The organism is Corynebacterium sp. LK2510 (assembly GCF_040946405.1).
Classification (GTDB): Bacteria; Actinomycetota; Actinomycetes; order Mycobacteriales; family Mycobacteriaceae; genus Corynebacterium.
Genome location: NZ_JAYWLR010000001.1, coordinates 119,874 through 133,677, shown reverse-complemented (window position 1 = coordinate 133,677; position 13,804 = coordinate 119,874). Strand labels below are relative to the sequence as shown.

The 13,804-nt window shown below is 64.2% G+C and carries 13 protein-coding genes; 8 read left to right on the top strand and 5 right to left on the bottom strand.

Translation table 11 applies throughout. The annotated features are described in order from the left end of the window. Positions 1-92 precede the first annotated feature (92 nt). Entirely contained in the window at positions 93-1,673 is a 1,581-nt protein-coding gene (locus VVR41_RS00615; RefSeq protein WP_368523334.1) for an ABC transporter permease, read from the top strand. A gap of 6 nt (positions 1,674-1,679) precedes the next feature. Then, positions 1,680-2,753, top strand: a complete 1,074-nt coding sequence (locus tag VVR41_RS00610; RefSeq protein WP_368523175.1) for an ABC transporter ATP-binding protein — start codon at positions 1,680-1,682, stop codon at positions 2,751-2,753. Between the two features lie 72 nt (positions 2,754-2,825). Here the strand turns inward: VVR41_RS00610 and VVR41_RS00605 are convergent, their stop codons facing one another. Then, a complete protein-coding gene (locus VVR41_RS00605) occupies positions 2,826-3,416 on the bottom strand; it encodes a hypothetical protein (RefSeq protein WP_368523174.1) in 591 nt (196 codons plus the stop codon). 150 nt (positions 3,417-3,566) lie between these two features. Here VVR41_RS00605 and VVR41_RS00600 point away from each other — a divergent pair, with 150 nt between their 5' ends. Together VVR41_RS00600 and VVR41_RS00595 are read left to right on the top strand one after the other, a co-directional pair. Beyond that, positions 3,567-4,973 carry a DUF349 domain-containing protein gene (locus tag VVR41_RS00600; RefSeq protein WP_368523173.1) on the top strand — a complete coding sequence of 469 codons (1,407 nt, stop codon included), beginning with the start codon at positions 3,567-3,569 and terminating at the stop codon, positions 4,971-4,973. 1 nt (position 4,974) lies between these two features. After that, complete coding sequence (locus tag VVR41_RS00595; protein WP_368523172.1) at positions 4,975-6,000, top strand: GNAT family N-acetyltransferase; 1,026 nt, start codon at positions 4,975-4,977, stop codon at positions 5,998-6,000. 140 nt (positions 6,001-6,140) lie between these two features. Here the strand turns inward: VVR41_RS00595 and VVR41_RS00590 are convergent, their stop codons facing one another. Next, complete coding sequence (locus VVR41_RS00590) at positions 6,141-6,788, bottom strand: hypothetical protein (protein ID WP_321103228.1); 648 nt, start codon at positions 6,786-6,788, stop codon at positions 6,141-6,143. Next, the gene (gene miaB, locus VVR41_RS00585) at positions 6,788-8,335 is read right to left on the bottom strand and encodes a tRNA (N6-isopentenyl adenosine(37)-C2)-methylthiotransferase MiaB (RefSeq protein WP_368523171.1); all 1,548 of its coding nucleotides are present in this window, start codon (positions 8,333-8,335) and stop codon (positions 6,788-6,790) included. The genes VVR41_RS00590 and miaB overlap by 1 nt, the downstream gene beginning before the upstream one ends. Before the next feature lie 152 nt (positions 8,336-8,487). Here miaB and gluA point away from each other — a divergent pair, with 152 nt between their 5' ends. The 4 genes from gluA (at position 8,488) to VVR41_RS00565 (ending at position 11,830) form a co-directional block, all read left to right on the top strand. Next, positions 8,488-9,237, top strand: coding sequence for a glutamate ABC transporter ATP-binding protein GluA (gene gluA, locus VVR41_RS00580; protein ID WP_409338249.1), 750 nt, complete (start codon positions 8,488-8,490; stop codon positions 9,235-9,237). 32 nt (positions 9,238-9,269) lie between these two features. After that, positions 9,270-10,139 (top strand): glutamate ABC transporter substrate-binding protein, encoded by an 870-nt coding sequence (locus VVR41_RS00575; protein ID WP_368523170.1) that lies wholly within the window; start codon positions 9,270-9,272, stop codon positions 10,137-10,139. A 66-nt stretch (positions 10,140-10,205) separates the two neighbouring features. After that, positions 10,206-10,892: a glutamate ABC transporter permease GluC gene (gluC, locus tag VVR41_RS00570; protein ID WP_321103233.1), complete on the top strand. Its 687-nt coding sequence runs from the start codon at positions 10,206-10,208 to the stop codon at positions 10,890-10,892. After that, on the top strand, positions 10,892-11,830 hold the full coding sequence (locus VVR41_RS00565; protein ID WP_368523169.1) for an amino acid ABC transporter permease: 939 nt from the start codon (positions 10,892-10,894) through the stop codon (positions 11,828-11,830). The genes gluC and VVR41_RS00565 overlap by 1 nt, the downstream gene beginning before the upstream one ends. 158 nt (positions 11,831-11,988) lie before the next feature. Here the strand turns inward: VVR41_RS00565 and VVR41_RS00560 are convergent, their stop codons facing one another. Both VVR41_RS00560 and recA read right to left on the bottom strand, forming a co-directional pair. Beyond that, positions 11,989-12,630, bottom strand: a complete 642-nt coding sequence (locus VVR41_RS00560; RefSeq protein WP_409338254.1) for a regulatory protein RecX — start codon at positions 12,628-12,630, stop codon at positions 11,989-11,991. Further along, on the bottom strand, positions 12,605-13,741 hold the full coding sequence (recA, locus tag VVR41_RS00555; RefSeq protein WP_368523167.1) for a recombinase RecA: 1,137 nt from the start codon (positions 13,739-13,741) through the stop codon (positions 12,605-12,607). The genes VVR41_RS00560 and recA overlap by 26 nt, the downstream gene beginning before the upstream one ends. Between the last annotated feature and the right edge of the window lie 63 nt (positions 13,742-13,804).

The window sequence follows — 13,804 nt, the reverse complement described above, 5'->3', positions numbered from 1 at the left end:
GACGGCTCGTCACAGTGAAACTAGTCCGACACATAACAGGCACGGGGCTAGCCAGGGTGGGCGTGTGGCTCATCGTGGCTGGCCTCATTGTCATGCCGTTGGCCACCGTGGTTGCCCTCGCATTAGGTGGCAACCACATTCCCGTCCTGATAGATCAAGGCGTCGGGGTGGCTGCCTGGAACTCGCTCACCACCACGTTCTTATCTTCATTCGGCGCAATTGTCGCCGGGCTTGTCGCAGCGGTTGTGCTAGATCGCACAGATGTTGCTGGCACGCGAGTGCTGCGGATGTTTGTCCTGTCCCCGCTACTCATCCCGCCGTTCGTCGGTGCCATCGCCTGGTTGCAGCTCTTTGGACCCAATCAAGGGGTCAACGGCTGGTTCGACTCCCCCGTGTGGGACATCTACGGCGGCGATGGCGTGACCTTCCTGATGACGGTCCACTCGTACCCCATTGCCTATCTCATCATCTCCACAGCGTTACGCTCCATCCCTGGAGACTTGGAGCTAGCGGCTCGGATCTCCGGAGCTCGAGCTCCTACAGTGATCACCACCGTGACGCTGCCATTGCTCAGCCCGGCGATTCTCAGCGCGTTTACTCTGACAGCGGTGTCGAACCTGGCGGACTTCGGAATCCCTTCGTTGCTCGGTTCGCCGCGCGGATTCGAGACGCTGGCGACCATGATGTATCGATTCATCAATACCGGGACTGTGGACAACCCCCTTCAGGTCACCGCCACAATTGGGGTGCTGCTGATCATCCTCGGCGTCGCCGCCGTGGTTGCCGACCACGTCATGTCGGCCCGCCGCCCTGCTGCGATGCAGGACACCGGATCTCTTTCCCTTATCGAGTTAGGCGCTGCCCGCTGGCCGGTCACCTTCGCTGCGTGGCTTCTCACCCTTCTCATCACGGTTGCGCCCATCCTCGGCCTTGCCTATCGCGCGCTTCTGCCAGCCCCTGGTGTCCCACTCACATGGGAAACCATGACCTTGGACAATTTCACCCGCGCCCTCACCAATCCGCGCGCGGTGGATGGATTCACCAATTCGGTCGTGCTTTCGCTTGGCGCGGCGTTTTTGTGCGGGATCATCGGCCTCGTCGCCGGTGTACTCATCACACGCACGCGGCACTGGTCTAACGGAGCACTGACCTTGCTCTTCTTGCTACCAACGGCACTTCCAGGTCTCCTGATCGGCGTGGGCTGGCTCATTTCGGGGCGCTACCTGGGCGTCTACAACTCTCGCTGGGTCATTCTTGCGGCCTACGTGTGCGCCTTCACGGCTCTGGTCCTCCAGGCAGTCCGCGCACCGCTCGCACAAACCCCGGCGTCGGTGGAAGAAGCAGCACGAATCTCTGGAGCAGGGCCGTTGCGCGCACTTGTGGACACCACCGGGCGCATGGCCGTTCCCGCCGCCATCTCCGGCGCAGTGCTGGTCGCGGTCACAGCAGTGCGCGAGCTGACCATTTCGGTGCTGCTCGTGGCCCCCGGTATGACCACTCTCGGAGTTCAGGTTTTCAATCTGCAGCAAGCGGGAAACTATAACCAAGCATCTGCGCTATCGCTATTGTTCGCCATCGTCGGAATCGCCTCTCTTGCGCTGACGCTTTCTCGATCGTCCCCGACTCGGCACCGTAGTCAACCGCACTCCCATCAGCAGCACGGAAAGGTGTAGCCCTCCATGTCAGCAGTTTCTTTGGACCACGTCTCGGTGACCTTCGCTGACGGCACCGTGGGGTTGGACGACGTCTCGCTTGATGTCTCCGATGGAGAGTTCGTCGCGCTTGTTGGCCCCTCCGGCTCAGGTAAGACGACGCTGCTTCGCACCATCGCGGGTTTTAACGCACCATCAGCGGGAAGCCTCCGCATCGCCGGTGTAGCCCAGACGAAAACTCCCCCTGAGCAGCGCCATCTCGGCATGGTTTTTCAGCAGCACGCGGTCTGGCCGCACATGAGCGTGTTCGACAACGTGGCCTACCCGCTGAAGCGTGCCGGCATGCCCGCACACGAACGGAAAGCTCGCGTCGCTGAGGTCTTGGGCACCGTCGGTCTGGCCGATTTTGCGCGCCGGCGCCCCGATCAGCTCTCCGGTGGCCAGCGCCAGCGCGTGGCCCTTGCCAGGGCGATTGTGAGCAAGCCTGCGCTTTTGCTTCTCGACGAAGCCCTGTCAGCCCTCGACGAACCACTTCGCGACCAGCTGCGCCGCGAGCTCGTGTCTTTGATCAAGCGGACCGGACTGACCGCGATCCACGTCACACACGATCGCGCCGAAGCCCTGGCCATCGCGGATCGGGTTGTCGTTCTCTCCGCTGGTCAGATCCACCAGGTTGCACCCCCCGCCGAGATTATTTCGAACCCGGCAACCCCCGTTGTAGCCGCGTTCATGGCCGATGCGACGGCGATCCCCGTCGTCGTGGAGCGCGGGTCCGACGAGGTTGTGGCTCAGATGCCGGGCCAGGCTCTGCGCCTAGGCGTGGAGGCTGTTGATTTTCGCGGCGATGCAGAGGAAGCCAGCGAACATCTCATGCTCGTCGCCCCACACCACATCCAGGTCGTCGGGGCTGACGCCGCTGCGGATGACACGAGCGTGCTGCGCGCCGAAGTCACATCCGTCCTTTACGAGCGCGCAGGCTTTTCCATCACCGCCGTCGCTGAGGGAGGAGTGACCCTCCGCGCGAACGTCCACGGCGCCCGACCGAGCGAGGGACACCACGTGGGTCTGAAAATCGCGAACCCGTGGGTCTTCGGCCGCTAAATGCTGTCCTTGCGGGGATGCGATGAGACGTCGAGAGACGATGCCAACCCGCGGCCAGCCCTGCGGCTCATCTCACACCTCCCACTTCGCCACGTATCCACCCACCCCGAGTGAGTCCTCGGTGACGATAAGCTCAGCGCGCGCCGGGATGAATTCGGCCAGCTCGAGCCACAGGGCAGGCTCGTCGACACCAGCTGTGCGTAACTCGTCGGAGCTCAGGCCGAGTGCGCGCCGCCCGGCGAGGAATTCCTGCAGCTGGGTGTGCACCGCGGGGGCTTCCGGAATCATCGCCAGCGGGGCGCGTGGTGTGAGCCCCGCTGGACCGTCGAGAACTACGACCGTGAGTACCTCGGGGTCGAGCGCGCCGATCGCGGAACGAGACTCGGCAATCAGGGACTCGGAGCCGAGCACGTAGCGAGCGACGAGCTCAGGGAGGTAGTTCCCACCGCCCACATCGACGTGGGCGGCTCCCCAGGCGGCGAAGGTCCCCGTGTGGTCGGTGCGCCACCGCTCATCATGGCTGCCGACGATGGCTGCACGCACGTGGCGCCCCGCGGCCTGCCGGGCGGCGGCGACGATGCCGCGTGCCGGTGCGAAGGCGGGGGCGAGCTCACCGACGACAGCCGGGGTTCCAGGGATAATCAACAATTCGCTCGCTACCACATCGACCACCCTAACCTTACCCGGTTCCGCTGACCCGTCTGCCTGACAGTTGCGCACCGTTGGCGGTATCATGATGCCTCATGCGGGCGTTTTCTGGCGCCCTACTCTGGCAGCCGTGACGCGCGGCACCGAATCGAAAGGACCGAGACCATGACGCAGCCTCCCACCCCCGGAAACAACCAGGGCGCAGGCCCCGTTCCTTCACCGGCGGCACTAGCCAAGCGCTCCCCGAAGCCCTCCGGAGCACGCACCGGCGCACCAGAGTCGGCCGATGCCCAGCAGACCACCCCCTCGCCCGTGCCCAGCCCAGTGATCTCCTGCCCGGCTGCCGTGATCACTCCGTCCGATCCGGCGAAGTTTGGCCGCGTCGCCGAGGACGGCACCGTCTACCTCACCCGCGGAGGCATCGAACGCGAGATTGGATCCTGGCAGGCCGGAACGCCTGAAGAGGGACTGGCCCACTACGGCCAGCGCTTCGACGACCTCGCTACCGAAGTCGGGTTGCTCGAAGCCCGGCTCGCCGCGCATCCGGATGACGCCCAGCAGATCTGCGCGAAGGCGAAGCAGCTGAAGGACTCCCTTGACTCCCAGGCCGTGATTGGGGACCTCGACGCCCTGGAGACCCGGCTCGACGCAGTCATTTCTACCGCTGACTCTGCCGGTGAGCGCGCCAAGGTGATCAAGGCGGAGAAGCGCGCCCAGGCCATCGCTCGCAAAGAGGAGCTCGCGCAGGAGGCGGAGGATCTCGCGGAGAATTGCACCGACTGGAAGAAGGCCGGCGACCGCATCCGCGAGATCCTGGACGAGTGGCGCACCATTCGCGGGATCGACCGTGCGACCGATGACGCGCTGTGGAAGCGCTACTCCCGTGCGCGCGACGCCTTCAATCGCCGCCGTGGCTCCCACTTCGCCGAGCTCGACCGCAGCCGCGCCAACGCCCGCAAGGCCAAGGAAGCTCTCGTTGAGCGTGCCGAGGAGCTGAAGGACTCCACTGATTGGATCGACACCGCGCGGGCTTTCCGCGATCTCATGTCGGAGTGGAAGGCCGCCGGTCGCGCCCCGCGCGAGGTGGACGACAAGCTGTGGGCGCAGTTCCGTGCCGCGCAGGACCACTTCTTCGAGGCCCGCAATGCGGTCAACGCTGAACGCGACCGCGAGTACGAGGCGAACGCTCAGGCCAAGGACGCCTTGATCGCTGAGTACAGCCCACTGATCGACCCAGACAAGGGCCTGGGCGCCGCGAAGTCCAAGCTGCGCGAGCTGCAGGACAAGTGGGAAGAGATCGGTTACGTCCCCCGCACCCAGGTTCGCGAGTACGAGAACAAGATCGCCGAGCTGGAGAAGCGAGTATCGGACGCCGAGGACGCGCGCTGGCGCAAGTCGGACCCGGCCGCGCAGGCCAAGGTCAACCAGTTCCAGGTCAAGGCTGACGAACTGACCAAGCAGGCCGAGGCCGCGGAGGCGAAGGGCGCGAGCGCCCAGGCCGCCGAGTTGCGTGCGCAGGCACAGCAGTGGCAGGAGTTCGCCGACGTCGCTGCGAAGGCCGTGAACGGTTAACGTGCTCCTCCCCCTGACCATCGGCCGCGCCGGCACCTCCGACCACGCAGAGGCCGTCGCGGCCTATGTCTTCTCCGCCACCCTCGCGATCCAGGACATTACGGGCATGGCCACCTCCGGGGTGACGGCCTCGCACGTGGCCAAGCGGCTCGAGGGTTCCGCCGAGTCGAGCTCGCACCTGTTCGCGCTGGCGCCGCGCACTGCTCCTAGACCCGTCGGCGAGCTCGGGTTCCCACAGCTCACCGCCGAGGACCTCCTCGACGTCGAAGCCTGGGTCTTCGTCTCCTGCCCGCTTCTCGAGGACGTCCAGGTCATCGAGGCACACGTCACGCTCGATGCATCCATCGCGCCGCTTCCCGGCGAGAGCATTCCCGAAGCACCCTGGGAGGCCGCGCTTTCGCTTCTCGACACCCTCTCGGCCTTACTCGACAGGCCCATCCGCCACGTCTGGATAACAGGGCCTGCCCCCGAGGCGCTGCACACCCGCGGGTTCAAGGCGGCATTTTCGGAGACCCAGGCGGTCTTCGACGTCCCGGAGGTCACCTCGACCCTGGACGTTGTCGCGGACATGGACTTCTCCCCGGCTGATCTGCCCGCACTGCAGGACGTCCTGACGTCATCCTCTCGTGACTACCCGCGCGGCTCGCTCATTATGGACACCGTGAACTGGGACAGCGCCAGGCTTCGCGACGCCGGAGCACGCCTGCTCGACCGCGGCGGGACGCAACTGACCGCCCTGGCGCGCGACGCATCCGGTCGCGTCATCGGGATGGCAGAGGTGGTCCACTACGACTCCGATACCGAGGCCATCTGCGAAATGGGACTCATTTACGTGCTTCCGGAGCACCGCCGCCGTGGCCACGGCATGGAGATGATTCGCTCCGCACTGGCCGCTGCCCGCGAGCGCTGGCCAAAGATCACCACGTCGTATCTGTCCTACCCCACCGGCGACGACGCCTCTCACGCCGTCGCTAAACGCCTCGGCGCACGGACCGTCTCCACGACAACCGCGTGGCAGAATACGTAGAGGTGCTCCACCCATCCGGTGTTAGGGCCGAGGTGTGGACAGCCTCCTGAGTCCCGGCTGGGGATGGGCGGAAGAGTTCGTAGTTCGCCCGCCGATGAACGCCACAGGTTGCGTGTCGTGCACGGGCCGGTTAAAGGCGCCTAGTCGAAGCGTTTGTGCCGTTCGGCGGCACGCGCCCTGCGGTCGTCGACAAGCAAAGGATTAGCCTCCCCACGCGAGTTCGTGGCGTCGCTTTGAGCGATCGCTACGTCGTCGCGCTGGTCGGTACGGGCGCGCAGCCGTGCAATCTCCTCCTGCTGGGCGCTGCGCCCGAACACGACGGGAATGTAGGCGATAACCGCGACCGCAACCGCCGCGATAGCGAGGTAAATCCCGGGACCGTGGTGGAATCCCGCATCGAACGTGGAGCTGGTGCGGCGCAGCCAAATCGCAAGAACCGAACCGAGAAGCGCGATACCACAGGCCATCCACGCTGGCGCGGCGAAGACGAAACGACGGGTGGCCACGACCAGGCTCGTCAGCACAACCAGTCCGAGGAAGCTGATCCAGACAAAAGCGAACTCCGTCAGCTTCGTCTGCACCTCATCCGCGGCAGCGGTCGCGCAGAGGATCTGCCATCCGCTTGCGGTGCCGGCGAACGGAAGAAACAGCGCAACAATGTAGGCGACAACACAGCCGGCAAGCACCCAGCGTGAGGTGCCAAGATGCATGCTTTTCGACGCCTCCCTCTCCTGCCACTCCAGCTCGCGCGCCGCCGTAGCGCTGTGCGCGGTGGAGTCGGAACCCATCACGACGTGCTCCCGTAGCAGCCAGTGTCGGTGGTGGGTGCCGGGGCGGGCCGGCGGAGCGTCGGCAAGCCAAGCCCGACTCCGATGGGAGCGGTTGTGGGAACCGTGCCCGCTTGAGCGTTGTCACCCGCCAGTGTGCGGCGGTGGGAGATGACGCCGGCGTCTGCGATGAGGTAGTGCGGCTTCGCATCCGTGACCGTCACCGTGACGATGTCGCCCGGCCGGACCTCACCGTCGATGGAGCCCTCGGGGAGGAAGTGGACGAGGCGGCCGTCGCGGGCGCGCCCCGACATGCGTTGGGTGGCGTCGTTTTTGCGGCCGCCGCCCGCCTGTACTAGCAGTTCCTGCTCCGTACCGATCAGCTTCGCGTTCTCCTCTTCGCTGATGCGCTCCTGCAGCGCGAGGAGGCGCTCAAAGCGCTCCTGGACGACCGCCTTGGGCAACTGCTCGTCCATCTCGGCGGCCGGGGTTCCCGGACGCGGCGAGTACTGGAAGGTAAACGCTGAGGTAAAGCGGGCCTTTTCGACCACGTCGAGGGTCGCCTGGAAGTCCTCCTCCGTCTCTCCGGGGAAGCCGACGATGATGTCGGTGGTGATCGCCGCGTTCGGCAGCTTTTCGCGCACCTCATCCAGGATGCGCAGGAACTTCGCGGAGCGGTAGGAACGGCGCATTTCTTTGAGCACGCGGTCGGAGCCCGATTGCAGCGGCATGTGCAGCTGTGGGCAGACGTTCGGCGTCTCGGCCATCGCGTCGATGACGTCGGAGGTGAACTCGGCCGGATGCGGTGAGGTGAAGCGGACCCGCTCGAGGCCTTCGATGTCGCCGCACGCGCGCAGCAGTTTGGAGAAGGCGGAGCGGTCGCGCTCGAGATCCTCATCGACGAAGTTCACGCCGTAGGCGTTGACGTTCTGGCCCAGCAGTGTCACCTCGGACACGCCCTGGTCTACAAGCGCCTTGACCTCCGCAAGAATGTCGCCGGGTCGGCGATCGAGTTCCTTGCCGCGCAGGCTGGGAACGATGCAGAAGGTGCACGTGTTGTTGCAACCGACCGAAATGGACACCCACCCCGCGTACGAGGACTCGCGCTTGGCGGGCAGCACCGAGGGGAACACCTCGAGCGCCTCGACGATCTCTACCTGCGCTTCGTCATTGACACGTGCCCGGTCGAGCAGCGTCGGAAGCGCCGAGATGTTGTGGGTGCCAAAGACCGCATCGACCCAGGGTGCCTTCTCCACCACGGTTGCGCGGTCTTTCTGGGCAAGGCAACCGCCGACGGCGATCTGCATGCCGGGGCGGCGGTCTTTGGTGTTCTTGAGCTGGCCGAGCGAGCCGTACAGCCGCTGGTCGGCGTTGTCGCGCACCGCGCACGTGTTGAAGACGACGAGGTCGGGTTCCTCACCCTCCGCGGCGGCGGTGTAGCCCGCGTCCTCGAGCAGACCCGACAGACGCTCGGAGTCGTGGACGTTCATCTGGCAGCCAAAAGTGCGTACCTCGTAGGTACGCCCGGTGCCACTGTCTCCTGCGGTTTCTGCTGTCCTCGCTGTCACGGTCGCACAGTCTAACCCCGATGCGGGTGTAGTCCTAAATGTGAACAGCTACCCCCACAGGGTATCCGTATCCTGCGACTTCGAACGTGACTCGGAATTCGTTAGCAAAACTATATGTATTCGCTCACGTCTGTCATGTAATAGTTATTCTCATGACACAGGCGTCTGAACCAATGATTCGCATCAACAACGTGGAGAAGTACTTCGGTGATTTCCACGCCCTTAAACACATCAACCTCGAGGTCCCCCGTGGCCAGGTTGTCGTCGTCCTCGGCCCCTCCGGTTCCGGCAAGTCCACCCTGTGTCGCACCATCAACAGGCTCGAGACCATCGACGAGGGCACGATCGAGATTGACGGACACCTCCTCCCCGAGGAGGGCAAGGACCTGGCCAAGTTGCGCGCTGACGTCGGCATGGTGTTCCAGCAGTTCAACCTGTTCCCCCACCTCACCATCCGCGACAACGTCACGCTTGGCCCTATCAAGGTGCGCAAGTCGAAGAAGCAGGAGGCCGTAAGCCGCGCCAACGAGCTGCTCGACAGGGTCGGGATCGCCAACCAGGCTGACAAGTACCCTGCCCAGCTCTCCGGCGGCCAGCAGCAGCGCGTTGCCATTGCCCGCGCTCTCGCGATGGAGCCCAAGGTCATGCTTTTCGACGAACCCACCTCCGCACTCGACCCCGAAATGGTCGGCGAAGTTCTGGACGTCATGTCCGAACTGGCGCGCTCTGGCATGACCATGGTCGTGGTCACCCACGAGATGGGATTCGCCAGCAAGGTTGCGGACCGCATCATCTTCATGGCCGACGGTGAGATTGTCGAAGACTCCGACCCGGAGAGCTTCTTCGCCAACCCGCAGTCGAGCCGCGCCCAGGACTTCCTGGGCAAGATCCTGCCCCACTAGACCCCTCCCCTTTTCTCTTAAGGAGACTCCCCATGAACCGCACGATCCGCACCCTCGCCGCAGCAGCAGCGGCCGTCGTCACCGCCACGACCCTTTCCGCTTGCGCTGGCGGCTCCGCCGCAGGCGGCGAGGGCCTTCTGGCTCAGATCGAGTCCGGCAACGTCACCCTGGGCACCAAGTTCGATCAGCCGGGCCTTGGCCTGCGCGAGGGCGACGGCTCCATGACCGGCCTTGATGTCGACGTTCTGACCTATGTGGTCAACTCCATCGCTGACGACAATGGCTGGGAGCACCCGGAGATCTCCTGGCGCGAGACCCCGTCCGCTCAGCGCGAGACCCTCATTCAGAACGGTGAGGTCGCCGCGATCGGCGCGACCTACTCCATCAACGCCTCCCGCGCCGAGGCCGTCAGCTTCGGCGGCCCCTACCTCTTGACTCACCAGAGCCTTCTCGTGCGCTCGGACGAGACCGAGATCAACGGCCTCGACGACCTCGACGGCCGCCTGCTGTGCTCGGTGACCGGCTCGACCCCGGCCCAGAAGGTCAAGGAGGCCCTCCCGGGTGTTCAGCTGCAGGAGTACGACACCTACTCTTCCTGCGTTGAGGCCCTGCGCAACGGCAACGTCGACGCTCTGACCACCGACGCCACGATCCTCGGCGGCTACGCAGCCCAGTCCCCGGGTGACTTCACCGTCGTTGAGCTCGAGCAGGATGGCGAGCCGTTCACCAACGAGCACTACGGAATCGGTGTGACCAAGGACGACAGCGAGGCCGTCGCTGCGGTCAACGCGGCACTCGAGGCGATGTACGCCGACGGTTCCTTCCAGCGCTTCGTCGACGAGAACCTCGAGGGCGGCGTCGGCGTCTCCGAGGACAAGCCGGGCGACCTCTCGTTCCTCTAAGCACAACACCGAGGTGCCGGGTCCATCCCCGGCACCTTGCCATGACCCCACCGCAAGGAGAACCCCATGGATGCCTTATGGGCAGACCTGCTGCCTAAACTGTGGCCAGCATTTTTCACCACGATCAAGCTGACGGTGTACTCCGCCATCGGTTCAATGATCTTGGGAACCATCCTGACCGCAATGCGCGTCTCCCCTGTCGGCATCCTGCGCGGGCTGTCAACGACCTACATCGAGACGGTTCGCAACACGCCACTGACCCTCGTGATCCTTTTCTGCTCTTTCGGCTTGTACCAAAACTTGGGTCTGCAGCTAGCCAGCCGCGACTCGAGCACGTTCATCATTGACCAGAATTTCCGCCTCGCGGTGCTGGGTTTCGTCCTCTACACCTCGTGCTTCGTCGCGGAATCCCTGCGAAGCGGCATCAACACGGTGCACTTCGGCCAAGCCGAGGCAGCCCGTTCTCTGGGGCTGGGATTCGGTCAGATTTTCTCCCTCATCATTTTTCCGCAGGCGCTGCGCGCCGCGATCGTCCCGCTGGGCAACACACTTATCGCGCTGACAAAGAACACCACCGTGGCGTCCGTCATCGGCGTGGCCGAAGCGTCGCTGCTGATGAAATCCACCATTGAGTTCCATGCCAACCAGCTCTTCGTCATCTTCGGTGTGTTCGCCCTCGGATTCCTCATCCTCACCCTGCCGATGGGTCTTGCCCTCGGCTGGCTTTCTGAACGACTGGCGGTGAAGCGCTAATGACCGTGCGCGCAACAGTTCTGTACGACGCCCCGGGCCCTAACGCTATCCGGCGCAACCGTATCTACACGGCTGTGACGGTTGTGGTCGTCGCCCTTGTCCTGTGGTGGGTCGTCGACCGTTTGGCGGCCAACGGGCAACTCACCGCCGCTAAGTGGGCGCCTTTTATCGACGCACAAACGTGGCAGACTTACATCCTTCCCGGTCTGTGGGGCACGTTGAAGGCCGCCGGAGTGAGCATCGTGTTCGCCCTCGTCTTCGGCGTCGTGTTCGGGCTCGGCCGCCTCGCAGAATTGCGAGTCGTGCGGTGGCTCTGCGGTGTGGTCATCGAGTTCTTCCGCGCTATTCCAGTGCTGATGCTGATGATCTTCCTGTACCAGTTCTTCGCCGTCTTCCGGATCGTCCCTCCGCGCGGCTTGGCGTTCTGGGCGGTCGTAGTCGCGCTAACGCTTTATAACGGCGCTGTCATCGCGGAGATTCTCCGCGCCGGAATCCGCTCGCTGCCCCGCGGCCAGACCGAAGCTGCCCAGGCACTGGGGATGACGCACTCTCAGACTCTATGGAAGATCCTTCTGCCGCAATCCGTCGCCGCGATGCTGCCGGCGCTCATCGCGCAGATAGTGATCGCGCTGAAGGACTCCGCCCTCGGCTACCAGATCGGCTACATCGAGGTGGTGCGCTCCGGTACCCAGGTGGCGTCTGCGCACAGCAACTACATTCCGTCACTGATTGTCGTGGCCATCGTCATGATCCTGATCAACTTCGCGCTCACCCGCTTGGCGGTGCGCGTGGAGTCGCAGCTTCGCGCAGGCCGCGCGCGGCGCAATCCTTTCGCCCGCGTCCCGGTCGCCGCTCACCAGGGCATCGACACCAAGGACAACGCGACACAGGATTGGCACAACCCGAACTACACCGACATCAAGAACCCGGGACAGTAGGCACCCGCGGGACCGAACTGCGTTCCTCACGCCGAGGTCCCCTCCGCCACAATGAAGGGCGTCCACGTATAACGCGTGGGCGCCCTTTTTCGTCGCGCACGACGGCTCTCCGGACGACAACCAACCGAGCAACGATCGTGTGACCGGCGGTGTTCGACTTACCCGCTCACTTCCGTAATACGGGCGTCGAGGACCTCACGGCCGATGCGCATGCACATCTCCGAGCGGTACCCGCGGCGGGCCAGCACACCAATAATGCGGCGAAGATGCCTGTCGTAGTCGGCTCTATCGGCCGGAGGAATCCTCACGTCGCGGGCCTTCTTCTCGGCTACCGCGTACGCGGTACGTTCTTCGTCCTCCTGCGTGATTTGCTCGAGGGCGGCCGCACGCTCGGGCGCACCGACGCCCTTTAGTTGCAATTCGCGTTCGAGCGCCATCGCGGACTTGCCGCGGCGCGCGGCCCGCTGGCGCACCCACTCGAAAGCAAAAGCGGCGTCGTTGATGAGGCCAGCCTGCTCGAGATTATCGAGCACCTTATCGACCAGGGTTTCTTCGAATTCTGCCCGAATCAGGCGCTCGCGCAGCTCGTGGCGCGAGCGCAACCTCTGGTCGAGCAACCCCAGTGCTCTCGCCCGCACGGGAGCGAGCTGCTCCTCCGCAGCGCGGTCGAACAGGGTCCCGGACACTTCTCCCCCCTCGTAGGCAGAGAGAGCTTCCTGGAGTTGCTCGACCTTGCGTGGGTCCGGTTGCGGCTCGCTGCGGTCCACGCTCGCGCTACTTCTGCGCGTCGAGCGCGACATCGTCCTCGTCATCGTCGAAATCGATGTTCGGGACCATATCGACGGGGTCGTCGGTCAGGTCATCAGACGCATCCGAGTCCCCATTGGCATAGGCACCCACGCCGAGCTTGCGGAAGATCTTGTCCTCGATCTCGTTAGCCAGCTCCGGGTTGTCCTTCAAAAACAGGCGCGCCTTTTCCTTGCCCTGACCCAGCTGGTCGCCCTCGTAGGTGAACCACGAACCGGACTTCTTCACGATGGCGTTGTCGACACCCATGTCGATGATCGAGGACTCACGCGAAATCCCCTCGCCGTACATGATGTCGAACTCGGCGATCTTGAACGGCGGGGACACCTTATTCTTCACCACCTTGAGCTTGGTGCGGTTGCCGATTGAGTCCTGGCCGTCCTTCAGTGTCTGGATGCGGCGCACATCGCATCGCACCGAGGCGTAGAACTTCAAAGCCTTGCCACCCGTGGTGGTTTCGGGCGAGCCAAACATGACGCCGATCTTTTCGCGCAGCTGGTTGATGAAGATGGCCGTGGTGCCGGAATTGTAGAGGGCACCGGTCATCTTGCGCAGCGCCTGCGACATGAGGCGCGCCTGGAGACCGACGTGGGAGTCACCCATTTCGCCTTCGATTTCAGCCTTCGGCGTCAGTGCCGCCACTGAGTCAATCACGATGATGTCGATTGCACCGGAGCGGACAAGCATGTCGGCGATCTCCAGCGCCTGCTCACCGGTGTCGGGCTGGGACACGAGAAGGTTGTCGGTGTCCACACCGAGTTTACGGGCGTAATCCGGGTCGAGAGCGTGCTCGGCGTCGATAAACGCGGCGATGCCACCCGCGCGCTGCGCGGACGCAATGGCATGCAAGGCAACCGTCGTCTTACCCGAGGATTCTGGGCCGTAAATCTCCACCACGCGGCCCCGGGGCCAACCGCCAATGCCGAGGGCGACATCGATGGCTGTGTTGCCGGACGAGATCGACCGGATCGGCGGGCGGTTCTCTTCGCCGAGGCGCATGATCGCACCCTTGCCGAAGTCCTTCTCGATCATCGCGAGAGCGGCATCGAGTGCATTTTTCCTATCAGCACCCGCAGCGGATGCGGTCTTCTTCTTCGTTGCCATGATCAGATTTCCCTTTTCTTTCGTCCTTTATTGCTCTCAACGCACCCGGCTTTTACGCCGGGG